Below are 20,272 nucleotides of genomic sequence, written 5' to 3' on the forward strand. Positions count from 1 at the left end.
ATATTATTTATAGTGTTAGAAGTTTACGTTAATACCGAAGTTGAATACTCGGTTGGCTGGATAATTGGCACCTTGTCCGTGCAGAACTTCCGGATCCCAGAGCTTGAACTTGCTGAAAGTTAATAAGTTCACCCCTGATGCGTAAAGTCGCAAGCCACTTATGTGCATAGTCTCAATCCATTTTGTCGGGAAGTTATAACCAATTTCCACAGACTTTAAGCGTAAATAGCTCATGTCTTTCAGCCAGAATGAAGAACTTCGGAAATTATTTTCATTAGCACCTAACGATAAACGAGGATATTTAGCCTGTGAGTCAGGATTGCTTTCCGACCAGTGATTGTAATAAATGTCTTCATATACGCCGCTTTCTACCATATTTCGCCCTTTAAATGCCTGGATGGCAGAGCCTGATAACATTTGGACTGTGTGACCTGCACCCTGGAAGAATACGGAGATGTCGATCCCTTTCCATATAGCCGATAAACCAAATCCATAGACTATTTCCGGCACGCCTGTCCAACCAAGAGTTTTCTCATCATTCTTGTCAATCTGGCCGTCGCCATTGATATCGATATATTTAATGTCACCAGGTTTCACATCGCCGAAAGTCTGTTTAGGCCATGAATCGATATCTTCCTGTGACTCAAACAATCCGGCTGCTACCAAACCGTATTGTGGCCATAAAGATTGTCCTCTGCGGTTCAGGTATGGATACTTCCAGTCCGGTTCATCATTATCCACTATTTCATTGTGAGCATAGGTAAAGTTGGCTTTTCCTGACAACCGAACTTGGCCTACACGTTGATTGTATTCCAGAGAAGTATCAAACCCTTTGTTTTTCATCTTACCCACATTCACATATGGCTTTGTGGTGATACCCATATACAAAGGTAATGAATTACGTTCAAGAAAGATGCCTTCACGTTTTTCAGCAAAATAATCTACTTGAACCTTTAATGCATTGAAAAAGGAAGCCTCGATGCCCACATTCATTTTCTTTGCGCGTTCCCATCCTACATTCGGATTGGCCCAGTCGCCTACACGTAATCCTTTTTCTGTATGTGCATTTTCGCCGAAGTCATAGCTGCCTCCACCTACTACGGTAGCATTATAGATGAAACGTCTGCCTCCACCAATCTGGTCGTTTCCTACTTCACCATACGATCCTTTGATCTTAAGCATATCTATCACATTAGCTATTGGTCCCCAAAACTTTTCATTAGACACCAACCATCCGGCAGCTACTGACGGGAAGAAACCAAAACGGTGGCCCGGACTGAAATTCTCGGAACCGTTATAGCCAAAGTTGCCTTCGATGAAGTAACGATTGTCGTAAGCATAGGTGATACGTCCGGCAATACCCTGATGACGATAGGGTAGTGCATCTTCTGCATTGCTTACACCTATTTTATTTTTCTGTTTCTGGTTATATAAAAATAAAGCTCCCAGGGCATGTACTCCGAATGTGCGGTTATAATTCATCGATGCTTCGATGTAAGTAGTTGTATATCCGCTGTTGCCTGTGGAGTAACTCAGGTCTTCTTGTCCTACGTTTCCTTGGGTGTAGAGTAATCCGCCTTCTTCATCACGTCCGTTAGCCATATAAGTCGGTACTTGTTTGGAACGTTTAATCCAGTTGTAATTATGTGCATCAAAAGAAATTTTCACATTGGCAGTCAATCCCGGGGTGATGAGTTCGGAAAAGTCTTGCGTCAGTCCAATTAGTGACTGTGCATTGTTCCAGAACTTCTCGTAATATCCCGATTGAGTGAGAAGATTATAAGGATTGTTTCCTTCTGAAGTGGTGGGTCCTGAGAATTTTCCGTCTGAATAGCGTACAGGGAAAGCATTTGGCGCAGTGATAAATGCATAGTTCCAAATGTCAGAAGCATCGGCTCCCGGACCATTCACTTTCTCAAATATGGACGATAAGTTTACATTCAACATTGTAGTGCGATGCAATTTTACATCTACATTAGAGCGGAAGTTATAGCGTTTGAAATAAGTCGAGGTGTTGTACTTGTTCATCGAATCACTTTTGAACATACCTCCTTCGTTATAAAATGCACCGGAAATATAGTATTTGGCAATGTTACCACCACCACTGATACCTAGATTTACTCGTTCGCTGAATGCATAGTTATTGTAAAGCTCTTCCATCCAGTTTACATTTGGATACAAGTCCGGATCCTCTCCTGTACGATATTTTTCAATCACTTCATCGTTGTAGTAGTTCTTTCCACCATTATCGGCACTGTAGGCTTCATTATACATCTCTACAAACTGCATGGCATTCACCATTTTGGGGCTTTTGGTAGGACCCAGCATACCGGCTTCCGCCCGGAAAGAAATTTTAGGTTTTCCTTCTTCACCTGTACGGGTGGTAATCAGGATTACACCATTGGCACCACGAACACCATAAATTGCCGTTGCAGCAGCATCTTTCAATACAGAAAACGTTTGGACATCTTCCGGGTTTACAAGGTCCATCTCACGCTCAATACCATCTACCAGTATGAGTGGCTTCTTGTTGGATCCAAATGTGCTGATACCCCGGATCCAAAATTCTGTGCTGGCACCCGGTTCGTTATTCTTTTGCAAGGTAATCAAGCCGGAGAGCTGTCCACCCAGGTTATTACTCAGTTTGGATACAGGCATTTTCAATGCATCTACTTTGATACTGGAGATGGAACCGACTACACTTTCTTTCTTTTGTGTACCATATCCCACTATCACCACTTCATCCAGTTTCTGGTTGTCTTGCTCGAGTTTGCATAAAATCGGTTGATTACCTTTTATTGTAATTTCTTCGGTTTTGTAGCCAATGTATGAAATAACCAGGATACCTACTCCACCTTTTACTTTCAACTCAAACTCTCCGTCTACATTGGTCACTGTCCCGTCCGGAGTCTCTTTCAGCCAGACCTGTGCACCTATAATCGGCTCGTTGGTTGCTGCATCCAGTACAGTACCTTTTACCGCTTGTAGCGTTGGATTTGTCTGAATTTTAGGCTGCGGAGTTGTTTTTACCAGAATGATATCGTTCGATTTGATCACATAAGACAGTCCGGTACCATTTAAGGCTTCATCCAGAATCTCCTCGACAGCTCCTTTCTTGTTTTTGATATGTACGGAAATATTGTCGATAAGACCTTTCACATACGAAAAACGATAACTACTGGAACCCTCTATCTGTTGTATCAGATCTTTTAGGCTCTTTACTTGGTTTGTGCTACTTAAATGTATTTCCTGTGGCGATTTGTTATCTGCGTTTACCGGTATGGTAAAGCACAAAAGGAGTGCTAGAAACGACCATAGTATGGGCCGCCTCGGATAAAAAATTAATTTCATAAGTAAAAATGTGTGTTAAATTATTTTTTTAGATATATGGTGTCATTAATAGTTTGAAGATGTGTTTCAGTTGCCAAAGTAATGACATCAAGCGAGTGCTTTAGTGAATTGTTCCGGTCAATACATCCGGAGAATACAATATTCCGGCTCGCTTCATTGACTACGACATTGGCATTATAGATACGGTTAAGGATTTCAATTACTTCTTTTAGACTTATATCTTTGAATGTATATCGTCCATTGCGCCATTCGGTGTCTTCAAGATTCGTTTTCTGTATGACCATCTTTTTGTCATCAGTGTTGTAAACTAGTCGTTGTTCGGGTTTCAAAGGGATACTTTTGTCTTCGGCGCAAAACACGATTGCACCTTTTACTAAAGTAGCTTCTACGGTTGGGTCATCCTGATAAGCACGGACATTAAACTCTGTACCTTTTACTACAATTTGTGTGCCTTTAGAACATACGGCAAATTCATTACCGTTTATTTGTTTCCTGACTTTGAAAAAGGCTTCTCCATCTAAATTGACAATACGTTTCCCGGAAAGAAAATCACCGGAATATGAGATCTTTGAGTTGGAATTAATGATTACGACAGAACTGTCAGGCAGCATCACTTCAGATATAGAACCTTTCGGTACAGTGATCTCACTTAAAGCTAAAGATGAGTCCATAGGAGTCAGATACATAGCAGTCATTGTACTGACGATTCCCAGAGCGAAAACGGCTGCATATTTCCATATTCTGCTGAAAGGGGAAGTTGTATGAATTTCAGTTGCTGTTTTTTCATTCTGATCTTTCTGAGATTCATTTTTATCTATATTACTTTTGATCCGCTCGTAAATTGCCTTATATTCAATCATGTTTTCCGGTAAAGAGTCAACGGATACTTGTGTCGTCGCAAATAGGTACATTTGCTGATTGGTATGGCTTTTTTTTCTCCATTCATCAATAAACGTCTGTTCTTCTTTACTGAGAACAGCATTTTTGATGATTTTGGCTAAAATATTAAATGCCTGATTATTTTCCATAATTTTCTATTTGTATTATTTTTGTAAGGCTCTTATAACGTTTTTGTATCGTTTACTATAGTATGGACGAAAGGAAAAGAAAAATCCCCTATCGAGAAACTCTATTTTTTTTAAATGATAATATATTTTTTTTTTGAGATGAAAAATTCTATATTTGCACAAAGTACACAACGACAAATTTGATGGAAATAGATAATCAAATCTTAAATCAATTATATGCTAAAATACGTCAGGATGATTCGAAAGCCTTCGAATCTCTCTATCATTTAATGTATAAGCGTCTGTATAGTGTGGCTAATATGATTCTTCAATATCGGGAGCTGAATGAAGAAGTATTAGAAGAGGTGTTCACTTCGTTATGGATAAATCGTCATAAATCAGTTGTTGAGAATGTTTTTACTTATCTTTATGTTTTGACGAAAAATAAAGCAATTGATACTAAGCGGAAAGAAGATCGTTGGGCATATCTTACTTTAGAGGATGTACACGATGACTTGCTTTGTAGTTCTGCCACTCCGGAAGCGGCTATTGTTTCAAAGGAAGAATTACATATCATTCATTCTATTATTAAGAATTTGCCGGAGAAAAGAAGAAATGTACTGATGCTTACCAAATATCATGGTTTAAAAATAAAAGAGGTAGCTGATATTCTGGGTATTTCAGTGAAGACAGTGGATAATCATTTAGCGGCTGCGATTCGTGATATACAGGAAGAACTTAAAGAGAAAGGAACAGATAAAGTAAGTCAAAAGAGAATTATGAGTTGGTTGCTTTGATTCTTGAATATTTATTTTATTCGAATGGTATATCCTACATTATTAATAATAAAATAGCATGGCGTCTCATTCATGGTAAGTGAGGCGAAAAGTAAGGTAATCATCCGCAGGCTGCTGCTATAAAACTCTGAAAAAGAGTTTATGGGGGAGCCTAGGAGGCAGTAGCAGACAGTCGCAGATGATACTTGTGATAAGTCGGGTATTATCGTTTTACAGTTGAAATATATTGCTCGTACAATGTCTGGTAGCAATTAACCAGTGGGATTCGTATATGCATCGACCTTTGTAATTAGCTTCATTAAATGCGGAAAGTATATCCACCCAATTGTTTTCTCTGCCTGAACAAGGAAAATAATGGCATTCGTTTTTCCCATCTCCGTAGGACACATATACTGATTTTAACTGTTTGCTTAATGCGCAAATCACTTTCTCCGGATTCTTGATGTGGTTCATATCAACAGCAGCATAAATACTTTTAGGAAGGCGATTCGTAATCTTCATCATTTTATCTACTGTTCTGCAAAGCGGTCGTTCCCGGTTTTCGTCTTTTAATAGTTCATATCCAAGCATATAGATTGAGAATTTACGGATACTAAAAGCAAGCAGGATATTAACAATATTTGCAAGTAAGTTTTTTGTCTCATAGTCATATTGATTGGATTATATAGCGTTTACATTCAGACGATTTTACAGTCGTCTGAATGTAATTTTAGATGGATTATTTTTCTGATGTAGAATCTGAATCGTTGATTTGATAAAGTCGGTATCCTCACACGTGTAAATATCCACGAACTGTTGTGGATTGCGATCTATCAGCGGAAACCAGGTACTTTGTATTTGAACAACGAGGCGATGTCCTTCTTTAAATGTATGAGCGATATCCGGCATAGTGAAACGCACTTTGGTTGGTTGCTTCGGAATAAAAGCTTCCGGGCGTTCAAAACTGTTTCTGTATCTTCCACGCATGACATCTCCCCGTACCAACATTTGGTAGCCGTTCATCAAATAACGGTATCCGCTTCCTTTGCCGTCCTTTTGATCATTGTATGCAAAATCTTCAGGAAATTCGTCAATGACTTTGACAATAAAGTCCGCATCTGTTGTTGTCATAGACACATCTAATTCTACTTCCACTTCTCCACCTACAGTCAAAGGTTGTTTCAGAACTTCGGTTTTGAAGCAAAGTACATCCGAACGGCGTTCAGCAAAACGTTGGTCGTCAGTCATGTATTCTTTTGAACGGGCATAAGTTGTTTTATCGGTATAAGGAACGGGCTTTGCAGGGTCAGAGACATATTCCGAATAAGAAATTGTTTTGTCCGGAACTTGAGTGCTAAGTGTTCCTTCTTCATTCAGATAGTAGGATATCTTTTGAGCATCTTTATCCGGCCAGGATACGAATTCTTTCCATTGGTTTTCTCCGGAGAAAAATACATTTGCTTTGCGTGAATCGCTTACCGGAGTTCCTTTCCCCTTTAAGTAGTATTGTAAGAAAGGGTATTCTATTTCATTCTGATAGTAAAGTGCCGTTTTCGTACCAAAGCGGACGTTACCCAGATAACTTCCATCGTTCCCTTCCCACGCACCATGATGCCAAGGACCTATGATTAGTTGCAAGTCTGTGTCTGGGCTTTGCTTATGAATAGCTTTGTATAATTCCCAGGCACCGTAGCAGTCTTCTGCATCAAATAATCCTCCTACTACTAATACGGCGGGTTGAATATTGTAACAAGAACGTCGCGTATCTCTTTGTTGCCACCAGCTGTCATAATTGGGGTGAGTCATTAAATCGTTCCAATAAGCAATACTATCACCTAATAAATGGGTGAGATTTTTCAATGCGCCTGCTTTCAGGAAGAAAGAGTATTCATCTGTTTTATAATAAGGTTTGGAAGGAGTGCTCTTTTCGGTGGGAAAGGGGCGCGGGCGATTCATATAAACCGCCAAGCTAAAACCGTCACGAAGCATGAAAGCACCGTTGTGATGATAGTCATCTCCCATAAACCAGTCAGTCACCGGTGCTTGCGGTACGGCTGCCTTGATAGCAGGATGTTTGCTTAATGCTCCCATTGTTGAATAAAAACCGGGGTAGGAAGTTCCGATGATTCCGATTTTTCCGTTATTATTGCGAGTATGGTGCAATAGCCATTCCGCCGTATCATATACGTCACTCGCTTCGTCAATGTCTTTTTTCTTTTTCTTGTTAGCTATAAAAGGACGTACATTTACATATTCTCCTTCACTTTTCCAACGTCCGCGAACGTCCTGTATAACGAAGATATATTTTTCGCGTGCGTAGTTCTGCCAAACACTCCAAAGACGGCTGCTCATATTCTTTCCATAAGGAGATGCCTTGTAAGGAGTACGGGTAATCAAGATGGGTGAAGGATCCTTTTGATGGATGGGTTCGTAGATTGCAGTATATAAGTGAATTCCATCTCGCATTGGTATCATTTCTTCTCTTTTGGTATAGTTTTCTTTTATCCACGTTTCGTTTATTTCTTGTGCGAATAAACATCCCCCAATAAATAAGAAATAGAAAAGTGGGGCAAAGCAAAAAACTTTGCTCCACTTGTTAATATCATAAGTCATGGTGTTTTTCAGATAGGAAAGTTATACGATAATCAGCTCTATGCCCATTTCTTCAATAGATTGTGCCATAGTTTTAGATATACCGGAGTCAGTGATAATCACATCTATCCGGTCCAGATTGCAGATCTTGCCGAAACCTCTGCGTCCAAATTTAGAGGAATCTGCCAGAATGATTGTACGAAGAGAAGCCTCGATCATTTTTTTATTCAGAATAGCTTCTTCTATGTTTGAATTGGTGATACCATATTCCAGATCAATGCCGTCCACTCCCAGAAAGAGTTTTGAACAAGTGATTTGCTCGAAGAATTGTGAAGTGTAATCACCAATAACAGAGAACGAGTTTTTCCGAACAATTCCTCCCAACTGTATAACCTCTATATTGTTGATAGCATTTAGTAACAATGCTGTTTTAAGAGAAGCTGTTACTACTGTTAGGTGGCTGATCGGTGTAATTTGTTCGGCGAACATATGTACTGTCGATCCTGAAGCAATAATGATAGAATCATTTTCTTCAACTAATTTAGACGCTTCGATTGCGATTCTTTTCTTTTCGTCCTTCCGTAGCTTTTCTTTTTCATGAACGTCTATATCAGAAGTTAGCGGGTTAATAGGACTTGCACTCCCATGAGTGCGATACAATAGCTTCTTTTCTTCCAGGTATTTTAAATCTTTTCGGATTGTAACTGGGGTAACATCCAGCTCTTTGGCGATATCTATCACTTTGATGAAGCCATTCTTGGCTAAATTGTCAAGAATATACTTATGTCTTTCTGCTATACTTGTCATACTCTCATATTTTTTATTACAAAGATAAATTAAATATTAATATGTGGCAAATGAAAGTCGGAAAAGTTTCATTGTCTAATGAAAATAGATGTTTTTGATCAGAAAACATCTCGTAAAAGAAAAATAGTTTATTTGTTTTATTGCATTGTATTTCTTTTTATGTATTTTTGTGCCGTTAAACGATTATAAAGAAAAGAAAACGAAATTGGAAGGCGAAAATTTGCGAGTTGTCTTTAAATGAAAAATAGTATGAAAAAACATTCTTTTTTATTCGGAGGGGCGTTTGCCTTATCTTGGATGTTATTTATGAATGTACCTACTTTACAGGCACAGAGTAAGCAACTAAATGCACTGAAATTTAAGAACACTACTCAGTTGAAGGATTTTTTCAAATATAAAGGCGATGGCTCCATTATTATCAGCGGACACCGGGGGGGCTATGAAGAAGGTTATTCTGAAAACTGTATTGAGGGTTTTGAAAATGTACTGACTCAAATGCCTGCTTTTTTTGAAATAGATCCCCGTTTGACTAAGGATAGCATTCCTGTTCTTATGCATGATCCGACTCTGGACCGTACTACTACCGGAAAGGGTAAAGTGAGCGATTATACATTAAAAGAGCTACGCGAGTTGCGTTTGAAAGACCATGCAGGTAATGTGACTGATTGCAGAATTCCAACTTTGGAGGAAGTGATTATCTGGAGTAAAGGAAAAACAATTATCAACTTAGATAAGAAAGATGTTCCGATGGAAATAGTTGCTGCTTTGATAAAGAAACATAAGGCGGATGATCATGTTATGCTGACTGTACATACCGGAGCACAAGCCAGATTCTATTATGATCGCTTCCCTAATATAATGATGTCTGCTTTTGCACGCAATATGAAGGAATATGAGGATCTGGTAATTTCTGGTGTTCCATGGCAGAATATGATTGCTTATGTGGGGCCTACTATTACTCCGGAAAACCGGAAGATATGTGAAATGCTTCGTACTCGTGGAGTACGTTGTATGATTAGCGTGGCTCCAACACATGATAAATTGAAGACGGAAAAAGAGCGTGCAGCGAAATACAAAGAAGAGGTTAATAAACGACCGGATATTATAGAATCTGATATACCCACTGAGGTATGGAAGGTTTTACAATCAGGTAGATAAATTTTAATACTGTGAAAATGTCAAGAGTAGAAGAAGCTTTGAAGGCTGCGAATGAAACACGTGCCCTTCGCATAGGTGATGGAATATTAGGAGAAGTTGCCGAATTGTTTAAAGAACAGTTTCCGGGAAAGAAGGCGGTTGTTATAGCTGATAAAACTACTTTTCCTATTGCCGGGAAAAGAGTGGAAGAAGAGTTGCGACAAGCAAATATAGAGATACTCCCTTCCTTTATTTTTTTGGATTCTGATTTATATGCAGAATATTCTTATATAGATAGGTTGGTTGATTCGTTGAAAGGACATGATGCTATTCCTGTAGCAGTAGGTTCCGGTACAATCAACGATTTGACAAAGTTATCGTCCCATCTTACGGGAAGAAGATATATGTGTGTGGCGACAGCCGCTTCAATGGACGGATACACGGCTTTTGGTGCGTCTATAACAGCAGATGGTGCCAAGCAAACTTTTAGCTGTCCCGCACCGCAGGCGGTTTTGGCAGATACATCGATCATTAGTAAAGCACCCGGTCCGATGACAGCTTCCGGATATGCCGACCTGTTTGCAAAGATTACTGCCGGTGCAGACTGGATTTTGGCGGATGCGTTGGGAGTGGAAGCTATTGATGAGAAGGCATGGTCTATCGTGCAGGATGGTTTACATGATGCTTTGTCGTCTCCTAAAGAGGCGGCTGAAGGAGAAGAAAAAGCGATTTCTCAACTGATTGAGGGATTGATGTTGGGCGGTTTTGCTATGCAATGGTCGAAATCGAGCCGTCCGGCTTCGGGAGCTGAACATCAGTTCAGTCATCTTTGGAATATGGAACACCATCTGAACAATGGTGAACATATTTCTCATGGCTTTCAAGTAAGTATCGGTATGTTAGCTATTACCGCATTTTATGAACAAGTGTTGCAGACTCCATTCGAACAGTTGGATGTAGATGCTTGCTGCACAGCTTGGCCGGAACCGGAGATAGCGGATAAAATAGCTTTGGATATGTTTGCGGGTACTGACTTCCCGAATATCGGTTTGCAGGAAACAAAAGCAAAATATGTGAATCGCGGACAATTGAAAGTTCAGCTCCAACAATTAAAAGAAAACTGGCCGAAGATAAAAGAGCATTTGTCCGGACAACTCATTCCTTATAGTGAAGTCAAGCAGAGGCTTCAATTGGTAGGAGCTCCAACGGAACCGGAAGAGATTGGTATAACGAGAAAACGTTTGCGTGAGACATTTATCCGTGCACAATTTATTCGTCGCAGGTTTACCGTACTTGATCTTGCAGTACGTACCGGATATATGGATCGTTGGTTGGAAGGATTATTTAGTGAAGGTAAAATCTGGGAAATAACAGACTAAATACGAAAAAGATGGAACTACAAGGAATGGCGCCTGAAGTGGCAAAGAAATTTAAATATTGGCAGACGCGGACCATTATTGCGAGTATGATAGGATATGCATTATTCTATTTTGTTCGCAAGAATCTAAGTATTGCCATGCCTGCCATGCAGGAAGATTTAGGTATTACAAAAGGAGATTTAGGACTGTTTCTAACGTTGCATGGCCTGTTATATGGCGTGTCAAAGTTTGCAAATGGTTTTATAGGTGACCGTGTGAATGCCCGTTATTTTATGGTGACCGGTCTGGTACTTTCCGCTGCCTGTAATATCCTGTTCGGATTTAGTTCAGCAGTGGTGATGTTTGGAGTTGTATGGATGTTGAATGGTTGGTTTCAGGGAATGGGCTTCCCGCCTTGCGCCCGATTGCTGACTCATTGGATTCCTCCTACACAACTGGCCACCAAGATGTCCGTATGGAACACTTCGCATTCTATCGGTGCAGGGTTGGTAGTAATTGTCTGTGGCTATATTGTTAGTATGGGATGGCGCTGGTGTTTCTGGATTCCTTCTATTATAGCTTTGGTGGGGGCTGTCGGACTATGGTTCGCTTTGCGTGACACTCCACGTTCGGTAGGTTTGCCGGAGTTAAATCAGAAAACGTCGGATGATGAGAAAGAAGATACTTCTGCCGAGTTTAAACGTTTTGTACGAAAGAAAGTTTTTGGTAATCCTGCTATTTGGGTATTGGCTATTGCTAACTTCTTCGTATATACAGTACGCTATGCAGTCCTTGATTGGGGACCAACTTTATTGGGCGAATGGAAAGGTATTTCTATTCAGCATGCCGGCTGGATGGTTGCAGCTTTTGAAGTCTCCGGAATTGTGGGAATGCTTGTAGCCGGATGGGCTACCGATCGTTTCTTCGGTGGACGCGGTCCGCGGGTATGTGTCATTTGCATGGCGTTGGCTACGGTATTCATTGGTTTGTTCTGGGGAGTACCTCATCCTCCGATGTGGCTAGCTACTCTGTTGCTGGGAGCAGCCGGATTCAGTATTTACGGTCCACAGGCGTTGGTGGGTATTGCTGCGGCTAATATTGCAACGAAAAAAGCGGCGGCAACAGCTGTCGGATTTACCGGATTGTTCGGATATGCCAGTACACTGATTTCCGGCTGGGGATTAGGGCTTCTGGCACAACATTACGGTTGGGATTATGCAGTCGGAGGATTAATTCTGATTGCCATTATGGGAACTTTAATATTTTTAGCTGCATGGTCAGCAAAAGCGAATGGGTATGATAACGATTGAAAATAAGATAGAAGAGTCATTGAGTATGGAAACGGCAACACGGTTAAGACAGATAAAACATATCGCGCTGGATATGGATGGTACGATCTATAATGGAAGTACACTGTTTCCTTTTACCATCACTTTTTTGAATAAAATGAAGGAATTGGGAATTGGTTATTCGTTCCTGACTAATAATCCTTCGCGCAGTACTGCTGATTATTTGCACCATCTGAAAGAGATGGGAATTGAGGCAACTGCAGATGAGTTTTATACTTCTGCACAAGCAACAATTGATTATATACACACGCATCATCCGGAATGCAAGAGGCTATTTTTGCTGGGTACACCAAGTATGATCCGGGAGTTTGAAGAAGCAGGCTTTATATCTACATCGGATGATGCAGAAGATGAGCCGGATGCAGTGGTAGCTAGTTTTGATATGTCATTGGCGTATCCAAGATTGTGTCGTGCGGCCTGGTGGGTTAGTCAGAAAAAGCTCTATATAGCAACCAATCCCGACCGGGTTTGTCCTACGGATAAGCCCGTGGTACTGGTAGATTGCGGTTCCATTTGTTCGGCTCTGGAATATGCTACAGGGCGTAAACCGGATGTGATTGTAGGTAAGCCTGATCCGCGTATGTTGCATGGAATCATGGAACGCCATGGATTGCGTGCTGAACAGATCGCTATGGTAGGCGACCGTATTTATACGGATATTTTAATGGCTCAGAATGCACAGGCTCTTGGTGTATTGGTATTGTCCGGAGAGACAACTTACGATACAGCCATGTCCGTTCAGCCCGGTCCGGATTTAATCTTACGGGATTTGGCCGAACTTCAGGAATTAATTATATTTGCTCAAAATATAAGTTAGTGAATGCGAAAGTTAATTATTTGTGTCTTGCTATTTTTACTTGGTAGTGGTGAAGGTAGTATGTTGCGGGCGGCAAAATCGTCCGCAACAGTTTTTTTGAAAGCCATGCAGATGAACATCTGGATGGGTGGTTCCAAAGTGGAAGGTGCTGTCGGTATGATTGCGGATGAAGTCATTCATTCGGGTGCAGACGTTGTATTTCTCAACGAATTGAGTGATTACAAAGGTGAGAATTTTATTCTTCATATGGTGAAGGTATTGAAGCAACGTGGATATACGTTTTATGGAACGGAGACATCATTGTCTGTAGGCATATTGACACGTTATCCAATTGAGGAACAACAAATTGTCTGTACCCCGGGAAAGGGGAGCAATGGGGCTGTTGTGCGTGTACAGTTATCAGTTGCCGGTAGAAAGGTGGCTGCTTATGCTACACATTTAGATTATCGTCATTACGCTTGTTATATGCCTCGTGGTTACAATGGTAGTACATGGAAAAAGATGGATGCTCCGGTGACCGATGAAGCGACTGTCTTGGAAATGAACCGAAAAGCTTATCGTGAAGAAACGATCACTGATTTTCTGCAAAAGGTACAGCCGGATATTGAACAAGGATATATCGTATTATTGGGTGGTGACTTTAATGAACCTTCCCATCTGGATTGGCAAGAAGATACGAAAAACTTATGGGAGCACAACGGTGCGGTTATCAATTGGGATTGTTCTCGTTTACTATATGAAGGCGGATTTAAAGATGCCTATCGGGTAGTTTATCCAAATCCGGTTACTCATCCGGGATTTACTTTTCCTGCCGGTAATCAAGCGGTCCCTGTTAAACAATTAACCTGGGCGCCGGAAGCGGACGAACGTGACCGGATTGATTTCATTTATTATTATCCAACTACTTTTATTACTCCTGAGAAGGCTTGGGTGGTGGGACCTGCTTATTCGGTAGTGAAAAGTGAGATAAATAAAGAAAAAGGTCGTGACCGTTTTCTGCGTCCGAAAGGAGGATGGCCTACTGATCATAAAGCAGTAATGGTCTCTTTTAAGGTAAAGTCTGATCCGAATACTTGTGAGAAGACTACTTCCGGTAAATTTGGCAAGACCGGTTCTGCTGTATTCAATACAAAGTATTTTGAAAAGTTATCTGCATCCAAGATCAAAGGAAAAATAGAATAAGAAAGATCGTATTGAAGTGGTACCTGTTTCAACGATCATTTACAGCTTTCAATTCAGGTACTGAGTAGTGATGTTTCCCCCAAATCATAAAGCGATATGATTTGGGGGATTTTGATTGTATAACTTTCTTCTATCCCGTTTTTTTTATTTTAATTTGCAATCTGAATCTAAAATGAGGTAAATCGTTATGCGCTATTCCGTTATTGTTCCTGTTTACAATCGTCCCGACGAAGTGGATGAATTGCTTGAAAGTCTTACCAAACAGCATTTTAAAGATTTTGAAGTGTTGATTGTAGAAGACGGATCTTCCATTTCTTGTAAAGAGGTAGTGGTACGTTACGCAGACCGACTGAATATTAGATATTTCTTTAAATCTAATTCCGGACCGGGGCAAACACGCAACTATGGTGCAGAGCGCAGCGAAGGTGATTATCTTATTATATTGGACTCGGACGTTATTTTACCAGAAGGGTATTTCGAAGCAGTCGAGAAAGAGCTCCAGACTTCTCCTGCCGATGCGTTTGGCGGTCCCGACCGTGCGCACGATTCATTTACCGATATTCAAAAAGCGATTAATTATTCGATGACCTCTTTCTTCACCACGGGCGGTATCCGTGGTGGGAAAAAGAAAATGGATAAGTTTTACCCCCGTAGTTTCAATATGGGTGTTCGTCGCGAAGTGTACGAAACTTTGGGAGGCTTTTCTAAGATGCGTTTTGGCGAAGATATTGATTTTAGTATTCGAATCTTTCAAGGAGGATATGTTTGCCGTCTTTTCCCCGATGCTTGGGTATATCATAAACGCCGTACTGATCTGAAGAAATTCTTTAAGCAGGTTTACAACTCAGGAATTGCGCGCATTAATCTTTATAAAAAATACCCTGATTCATTGAAACTGGTGCATTTGTTACCGGCTGTGTTTACATTAGGAGTAGCTCTATTATTGCTTGGTACTCCCTTTTGTCTGTTTAGCTTTACCCCGATTTTGCTTTATGCATTATTAGTGTGCGTCGATTCAGCGATTCAAAACAAAAGTTTGAAAATCGGTTTATATTCTATAGCAGCTTCCTTTATTCAGCTAATAGGTTATGGTACAGGATTCTGGTTTGCATGGTGGCAGCGTTGTATTCGAAGAAAGGATGAAGTTGAGGCTTTTCGCAAGAACTTCTACAAATAGCCTATACTATTCTCTTGCTTAGACATTTTTTCTCAATATCTTATGTCGTTTTCATATGGCTTAAAAAAAGAGAGACACTTCACATGCCCCTCTTCCCATAATGAATTACTTCATTCTTATCATTACTAATTAAAATTATTTGTGATGAACGCCTAGAGGTTGTTCGTAGTGGGGGGCATAATTCAGGTTATAATACCTCCATCTTTCGAACTGTTGTTGCAATCTTTTCAAATATTCTTCCCAATTTCTGTTTTCTAAAAAAGTCCATCCAATCTCGGCTACTGCATTGGCGCGAGGATAAGTCATGTATTCTACCATTTCCGGAGTACGGAGATATTCGGACCAGACATTGGCTTGTATGCCTTTTATGTGTGATGCTTCTTCGGGAGTCAATTCATTGGGGATAGGATCGTAGCTATACGTCCATTCTAGAGAAGCTACCCGGCCGTTACCTAAAGGAGCTATATCCATATTTGTCTGATAATGATCCAGATATACATGTGTATTGGGAGTCATTATCACTGGATGACCCGACTTGGCAGCTGTGATACCGGCTGCAACACCACGCCATGACATCAGAGTAGCATTTGGTGCTATTCCACCTTCCAAAATTTCGTCCCAGCCAATCAGTTTCTTTCCGTTATCATTAAGGAACTTTTCCACTCGTCTGATTACATAACTTTGCAGTTCATGCTCATCCTTCAAATTTTCCGCTTTCATCTTAGCCTGACATTTCGGGCATGCTTTCCAACGGGTTTTAGGGCACTCATCTCCTCCGATATGCACATATTCGCAAGGGAACAGTTCGAATACTTCTTTTAATATATCCTCAATAAACGGATATATCTTTTCGTTTCCGGCACAAAGTACATCATCGTAAATACCCCATCGGGTTCCTACTTCGTACGGGCCTCCTGTACAACCCAATTCAGGGTATGTAGCCAATGCAGCAAGCATATGTCCCGGAAGATCAATCTCAGGAATAACAGTAACATACCTTTCTTTAGCGTATTGGACGATTTCTTTTATTTCCTTTTGGGTATAGAAACCTCCATAAGGTGTATTGTCGAATAGGAGGGGGCCCTGAGCTGTATAACGGTTCTTTATCGTTTCTTTTCTCATCGAACCGATTTCCGTTAGTTTAGGATATTTTTTTATTTCGATTCTCCACCCTTGATCCTCAGTCAAATGCCAATGGAAACGATTCATTTTCTGCATGGAAAGTAAGTCAATATACTTTTTGATAAACTCTACCGGATACAGATGTCGGCCAACATCCAAATGAAGTCCGCGATATTCAAATCTGGGTACATCCTTAATTTCTACAGCGGGAATATCCCAGGTGCTACAATCTTCTCGTTGTGAAGAGTAGATTTGACTGGGGAGAAGTTGCAATAGAGTTTGGACGGCATAGAAAAATCCGGATGGTTCATTCGCTTCGATTTGTATATTCCGTTTGGTAGCGCGAAGTGAATAACCTTCTTTGCCAAGACTGGGGTCATTGGTCAGACTGAAGATGATGGCATTATTGTCATCTTTGGTTGTTTTGACAACGGGGAGTGTTAAGTTGGCAACTGTTCCTAATCGGTCAGTGAGGAAATGAAGAGGTTCTTTGGCTTTGGGGGTTCTTACGATAATACGTGTTTGTTTGTCGATGGTGAACCATTCTTCATTTTTAATGGGGGTAATTGAGTTGGGTTGGGGGATAACGCATAATCTATTCGTAGGAATAGTACCTTCCAGATAAAGAGTACCGGGTATCCGCAGAGTGTATGCAAGTTGTTTTCCGTCTATAAGTCGTGTATTCTGTACTTTTGCAGAAATCAAATATTCATATTGATCGATTGGATTTCCTGTAAAGTAGATGATTGTTTCTTTCTTTCCGTCCAGAGAAAGAGTTTTTTGTTCGGTTTGCAATCCGTCTGTCTTTTCAATGGAAAGGGTATATGGAAGACTGCTTTTATTCGTGATGCTGACCATCAACTTGTTATTGTTGCTAATTAGTCTGGAATGTATTTCCAAAGAATTATCGATAAGTTTTTTTATCCATTGGGGAGTACCATAAAGCGTATCGCAAGCATACTCAACGAAGCATTGGTCGATAATGGCATTCCGAGTGTAGCCATCACTGCGTTCACGAGCGAATACGAATGTAGTGATTGGATGATTTTTGTAGGGAACAATCGATTTGTATTTTGATAATGTATAGTTGCTGAGCGGTATGATTCCTTTATTGTTTGCCTGCTCAACCAATGTACGGTCGTTGGCAGTATAGATGGCATTGTAACCCGACTGAAGCGCATCTTCTATCTGTTGTTTATCTTTTATTTTAGTATTAAAGTCACACTTCATTAAAGTGAAATCCATCAATTCCGGGATGAGAAGCGGATTATCTTTGGTCTGCGCATTGGCATAGGGAGTGATCAATAAGCAATACATTACAAATAATAGTATGCTTTTCCTGCTTGTACTTTTCATAATATTAAACTTTTAGCAATTGTTTATAATTTGCTTTCTTTCTATTTATGCTGCAAATATATTTAAAAAGAAAATAATATGAAACATTATTTTCTTTTATTTTCTTTTTTGTGGCGATATTAAGATCATTAAACGAAAGGACGTGAAAAAGTTATGTATCAAATCTTCTTATATAGTACATATTTCTGTAATAAAGTTTACCTTTGTAGACCTAATTTTATAAGAATGGAAGTTAAACACAAACTATCCATCAATCAATGGGCACTGGAGGACCGCCCACGGGAGAAGATGATGGAAAAGGGAGCAGCTGCCTTAAGTGATGCCGAGCTACTTGCCATATTGATAGGCTCCGGAAATACTGATGAAAGTGCTGTCGAACTGATGCGTCGTATGTTGCTTTCTTGTGATAACAATCTGAATTCGCTTGCAAAATGGGAGGTGAAAGATTATTCGCATTTTAAGGGGATGGGACCGGCTAAGAGTGTGACTTTAATGGCAGCTCTTGAACTCGGCAAACGACGGAAGTTGCAAAGCGTCAAAGAACGTACTCGAATAACCTGTTCAAAAGACATTTATGCTATTTTTCAGCCTATCATGTGTGACCTGGAACAAGAAGAGTTCTGGGTCTTATTATTAAATCAGGCTACTAAAGTCATAGATAGGGTACGTATCAGCACAGGTGGTATCGATGGAACCTATACGGATGTACGTACTATTCTCCGGGAAGCCATTTTGCAAAGAGCTACACAAATAGCGGTTGTACATAACCATCCTTCAGGCAATATTCGTCCGAGCCAGCCCGATAAAACGCTGACGGAGTATATCCGTAAGGCAGGTGATACAATGAACATTCGTTTAATAGACCACGTTATTGTTTGTGAAGATAGGTTCTATAGTTTTGCTGACGAAGGACTGCTCTGAATAAATTTATTCTTATATTTGCAATGTATTAAAAAGAAAGCCCTATGGAAAAATTTGAAATAGAAGAAAAAATTGTGGCAATGCTGAAGACTGTATATGACCCGGAAATCCCGGTTAATGTATATGATCTTGGTCTTATTTATAAGATTGATGTATCCGATAACGGAGAAGTGGTTCTTGATATGACTCTGACTGCCCCCAATTGCCCGGCTGCCGATTTCATTATGGAAGATATCCGGCAAAAGGTGGAATCAGTAGAAGGAGTAGGTTCAGCCACTATTAATCTGGTGTTTGAACCCGAATGGGATAAGGATATGATGAGCGAAGAAGCTAAACTGGAACTTGGATTCCTCTAAAAAAGTCTTATCTTTGAAAAGTATAATTCCATTTACTGTTTGTAATTTAGTAACTAATCATTTATAACTTTGATGAAGAACGTTTATTTCCTTTCCGACGCACATCTCGGTTCACGGGCAATAGCTCATGGACGGACACAGGAACGGCGTCTGGCAAATTTTCTCGACAGTATAAAGCACAAAGCTTCTGCTGTCTATTTATTAGGAGATATGTTCGACTTTTGGTATGAATTTAAGTTGGTAGTCCCCAAAGGATATACCCGTTTTCTCGGAAAACTCTCCGAACTGACAGATATCGGGGTGGAAGTGCATTTCTTTATTGGCAATCATGATATCTGGTGTGGAGACTATCTGACCAAAGAATGTGGAGTCATCATTCATCGTGAAGCATTGACTACGGAAATTCTTGGAAAAGAGTTTTATCTGGCTCATGGTGATGGGTTAGGAGATCCGGATAAAAAGTTCAAAATCCTTCGTTGGATGTTCCACAGTGATACGTTGCGAACTTTGTTTTCTGCTATTCATCCTCGTTGGAGTGTTGAGTTAGGATTAAACTGGGCAAAGCACAGCCGTCAAAAGAGGGTGGATGGAAAAGAACCTGAGTATATGGGAGAGAATCAGGAACATCTGGTGCTTTATACAAAGGAATATCTGAAAAGTCATCCCAATATCAATTTTTTTATATACGGACACCGGCATATTGAATTGGATTTGATGCTAAGTGCAACTTCCCGTGTTTTGATTCTGGGAGATTGGATCAATTACTTCTCCTATGCTGTGTTTGATGGTGAGAATCTCTTTTTGGAAGAGTATGTTGAAGGGGAAACACAAACTTGATTTTTCTCATTGATATATATAATGTGCCAATTGTTATACGGTTATTACCCGTAATGCAATTGGCACATTTTTTATAATCTGTCAGTACCTTATCCTGTGAATTACTTTTTCGTCACAACCACTTCGG

Annotated in this window: 16 protein-coding genes; 10 read left to right on the top strand and 6 right to left on the bottom strand. The window is 40.2% G+C overall.

Going from position 1 to position 20,272, the window contains the following annotated elements; genetic code table 11:
* Positions 1 to 15 precede the first annotated feature (15 nt).
* The gene (locus PHO71_RS11500; RefSeq protein ID WP_300203325.1) at positions 16 to 3,351 is read right to left on the bottom strand and encodes a SusC/RagA family TonB-linked outer membrane protein; all 3,336 of its coding nucleotides are present in this window, start codon (positions 3,349 to 3,351) and stop codon (positions 16 to 18) included.
* A 20-nt stretch (positions 3,352 to 3,371) separates the two neighbouring features.
* Entirely contained in the window at positions 3,372 to 4,379 is a 1,008-nt protein-coding gene (locus tag PHO71_RS11505) for a FecR family protein (RefSeq protein WP_300203327.1), read from the bottom strand.
* A 182-nt stretch (positions 4,380 to 4,561) separates the two neighbouring features.
* Between PHO71_RS11505 and PHO71_RS11510 the strand changes: the two genes are divergently transcribed.
* Positions 4,562 to 5,155 carry a sigma-70 family RNA polymerase sigma factor gene (locus tag PHO71_RS11510; RefSeq protein ID WP_300203329.1) on the top strand — a complete coding sequence of 198 codons (594 nt, stop codon included), beginning with the start codon at positions 4,562 to 4,564 and terminating at the stop codon, positions 5,153 to 5,155.
* A 210-nt stretch (positions 5,156 to 5,365) separates the two neighbouring features.
* Here the strand turns inward: PHO71_RS11510 and PHO71_RS11515 are convergent, their stop codons facing one another.
* The 3 genes from PHO71_RS11515 to PHO71_RS11525 form a co-directional block, all read right to left on the bottom strand.
* A complete protein-coding gene (locus PHO71_RS11515) occupies positions 5,366 to 5,659 on the bottom strand; it encodes a hypothetical protein (RefSeq protein WP_300203331.1) in 294 nt (97 codons plus the stop codon).
* A gap of 183 nt (positions 5,660 to 5,842) precedes the next feature.
* Complete coding sequence (locus PHO71_RS11520) at positions 5,843 to 7,609, bottom strand: CocE/NonD family hydrolase (protein ID WP_300203333.1); 1,767 nt, start codon at positions 7,607 to 7,609, stop codon at positions 5,843 to 5,845.
* A 159-nt stretch (positions 7,610 to 7,768) separates the two neighbouring features.
* Positions 7,769 to 8,533 (bottom strand): DeoR/GlpR family DNA-binding transcription regulator, encoded by a 765-nt coding sequence (locus PHO71_RS11525; protein WP_300203335.1) that lies wholly within the window; start codon positions 8,531 to 8,533, stop codon positions 7,769 to 7,771.
* Between the two features lie 249 nt (positions 8,534 to 8,782).
* On the opposite strand from PHO71_RS11525, the gene PHO71_RS11530 reads away from it, so the two are divergent.
* The 6 genes from PHO71_RS11530 (at position 8,783) to PHO71_RS11555 (ending at position 15,553) form a co-directional block, all read left to right on the top strand.
* Positions 8,783 to 9,691, top strand: coding sequence for a glycerophosphodiester phosphodiesterase family protein (locus PHO71_RS11530; protein WP_300203337.1), 909 nt, complete (start codon positions 8,783 to 8,785; stop codon positions 9,689 to 9,691).
* A gap of 17 nt (positions 9,692 to 9,708) precedes the next feature.
* Positions 9,709 to 11,049 carry a sn-glycerol-1-phosphate dehydrogenase gene (locus PHO71_RS11535; protein ID WP_300203339.1) on the top strand — a complete coding sequence of 447 codons (1,341 nt, stop codon included), beginning with the start codon at positions 9,709 to 9,711 and terminating at the stop codon, positions 11,047 to 11,049.
* Between the two features lie 11 nt (positions 11,050 to 11,060).
* Positions 11,061 to 12,338 carry an MFS transporter gene (locus PHO71_RS11540; RefSeq protein ID WP_300203341.1) on the top strand — a complete coding sequence of 426 codons (1,278 nt, stop codon included), beginning with the start codon at positions 11,061 to 11,063 and terminating at the stop codon, positions 12,336 to 12,338.
* Positions 12,325 to 13,194, top strand: a complete 870-nt coding sequence (locus tag PHO71_RS11545; RefSeq protein ID WP_300203343.1) for an HAD-IIA family hydrolase — start codon at positions 12,325 to 12,327, stop codon at positions 13,192 to 13,194. Before PHO71_RS11540 ends, PHO71_RS11545 begins: the two co-directional genes overlap by 14 nt.
* Before the next feature lie 60 nt (positions 13,195 to 13,254).
* Entirely contained in the window at positions 13,255 to 14,376 is a 1,122-nt protein-coding gene (locus tag PHO71_RS11550; protein ID WP_300203434.1) for an endonuclease/exonuclease/phosphatase family protein, read from the top strand.
* 187 nt (positions 14,377 to 14,563) lie between these two features.
* Positions 14,564 to 15,553 (top strand): glycosyltransferase, encoded by a 990-nt coding sequence (locus tag PHO71_RS11555; RefSeq protein WP_300203345.1) that lies wholly within the window; start codon positions 14,564 to 14,566, stop codon positions 15,551 to 15,553.
* Between the two features lie 135 nt (positions 15,554 to 15,688).
* Here PHO71_RS11555 and PHO71_RS11560 read toward each other — a convergent pair whose 3' ends face one another.
* Positions 15,689 to 18,031: a beta-N-acetylhexosaminidase gene (locus PHO71_RS11560; RefSeq protein ID WP_300203346.1), complete on the bottom strand. Its 2,343-nt coding sequence runs from the start codon at positions 18,029 to 18,031 to the stop codon at positions 15,689 to 15,691.
* Between the two features lie 225 nt (positions 18,032 to 18,256).
* Between PHO71_RS11560 and radC the strand changes: the two genes are divergently transcribed.
* The 3 genes from radC to PHO71_RS11575 all read left to right on the top strand — a co-directional run bounded on the left by radC (position 18,257) and on the right by PHO71_RS11575 (position 20,145).
* The gene (gene radC / locus PHO71_RS11565; RefSeq protein WP_300203348.1) at positions 18,257 to 18,952 is read left to right on the top strand and encodes a DNA repair protein RadC; all 696 of its coding nucleotides are present in this window, start codon (positions 18,257 to 18,259) and stop codon (positions 18,950 to 18,952) included.
* A gap of 44 nt (positions 18,953 to 18,996) precedes the next feature.
* Positions 18,997 to 19,308, top strand: a complete 312-nt coding sequence (locus PHO71_RS11570; RefSeq protein ID WP_300203350.1) for an iron-sulfur cluster assembly protein — start codon at positions 18,997 to 18,999, stop codon at positions 19,306 to 19,308.
* 72 nt (positions 19,309 to 19,380) lie between these two features.
* Positions 19,381 to 20,145 carry a UDP-2,3-diacylglucosamine diphosphatase gene (locus PHO71_RS11575; protein WP_300203351.1) on the top strand — a complete coding sequence of 255 codons (765 nt, stop codon included), beginning with the start codon at positions 19,381 to 19,383 and terminating at the stop codon, positions 20,143 to 20,145.
* The last annotated feature ends 127 nt before the right edge of the window (positions 20,146 to 20,272 follow it).

The sequence above is a fragment of the Bacteroides sp. genome (assembly GCF_028690125.1).
Taxonomy (GTDB): Bacteria; Bacteroidota; Bacteroidia; order Bacteroidales; family Bacteroidaceae; genus Bacteroides.

Bases quoted from the DNA above. Each gene is read 5' to 3' on its own strand.
- PHO71_RS11500 (WP_300203325.1), bottom strand. From the start codon at position 3,351: ATGAAATTAATTTTTTATCCGAGGCGGCCCATACTATGGTCGTTTCTA.
- PHO71_RS11515 (WP_300203331.1), bottom strand. From the start codon at position 5,659: ATGATGAAGATTACGAATCGCCTTCCTAAAAGTATTTATGCTGCTGTT.
- PHO71_RS11520 (WP_300203333.1), bottom strand. From the start codon at position 7,609: ATGATACCAATGCGAGATGGAATTCACTTATATACTGCAATCTACGAA.
- PHO71_RS11525 (WP_300203335.1), bottom strand. From the start codon at position 8,533: ATGACAAGTATAGCAGAAAGACATAAGTATATTCTTGACAATTTAGCC.
- PHO71_RS11545 (WP_300203343.1), top strand. From the start codon at position 12,325: ATGATAACGATTGAAAATAAGATAGAAGAGTCATTGAGTATGGAAACG.
- PHO71_RS11570 (WP_300203350.1), top strand. From the start codon at position 18,997: ATGGAAAAATTTGAAATAGAAGAAAAAATTGTGGCAATGCTGAAGACT.
- PHO71_RS11535 (WP_300203339.1), top strand. From the start codon at position 9,709: ATGTCAAGAGTAGAAGAAGCTTTGAAGGCTGCGAATGAAACACGTGCC.
- PHO71_RS11550 (WP_300203434.1), top strand. From the start codon at position 13,255: ATGTTGCGGGCGGCAAAATCGTCCGCAACAGTTTTTTTGAAAGCCATG.
- PHO71_RS11530 (WP_300203337.1), top strand. From the start codon at position 8,783: ATGAAAAAACATTCTTTTTTATTCGGAGGGGCGTTTGCCTTATCTTGG.
- PHO71_RS11575 (WP_300203351.1), top strand. From the start codon at position 19,381: ATGAAGAACGTTTATTTCCTTTCCGACGCACATCTCGGTTCACGGGCA.
- PHO71_RS11555 (WP_300203345.1), top strand. From the start codon at position 14,564: ATGCGCTATTCCGTTATTGTTCCTGTTTACAATCGTCCCGACGAAGTG.
- PHO71_RS11560 (WP_300203346.1), bottom strand. From the start codon at position 18,031: ATGAAAAGTACAAGCAGGAAAAGCATACTATTATTTGTAATGTATTGC.
- radC (WP_300203348.1), top strand. From the start codon at position 18,257: ATGGAAGTTAAACACAAACTATCCATCAATCAATGGGCACTGGAGGAC.
- PHO71_RS11505 (WP_300203327.1), bottom strand. From the start codon at position 4,379: ATGGAAAATAATCAGGCATTTAATATTTTAGCCAAAATCATCAAAAAT.
- PHO71_RS11510 (WP_300203329.1), top strand. From the start codon at position 4,562: ATGGAAATAGATAATCAAATCTTAAATCAATTATATGCTAAAATACGT.
- PHO71_RS11540 (WP_300203341.1), top strand. From the start codon at position 11,061: ATGGAACTACAAGGAATGGCGCCTGAAGTGGCAAAGAAATTTAAATAT.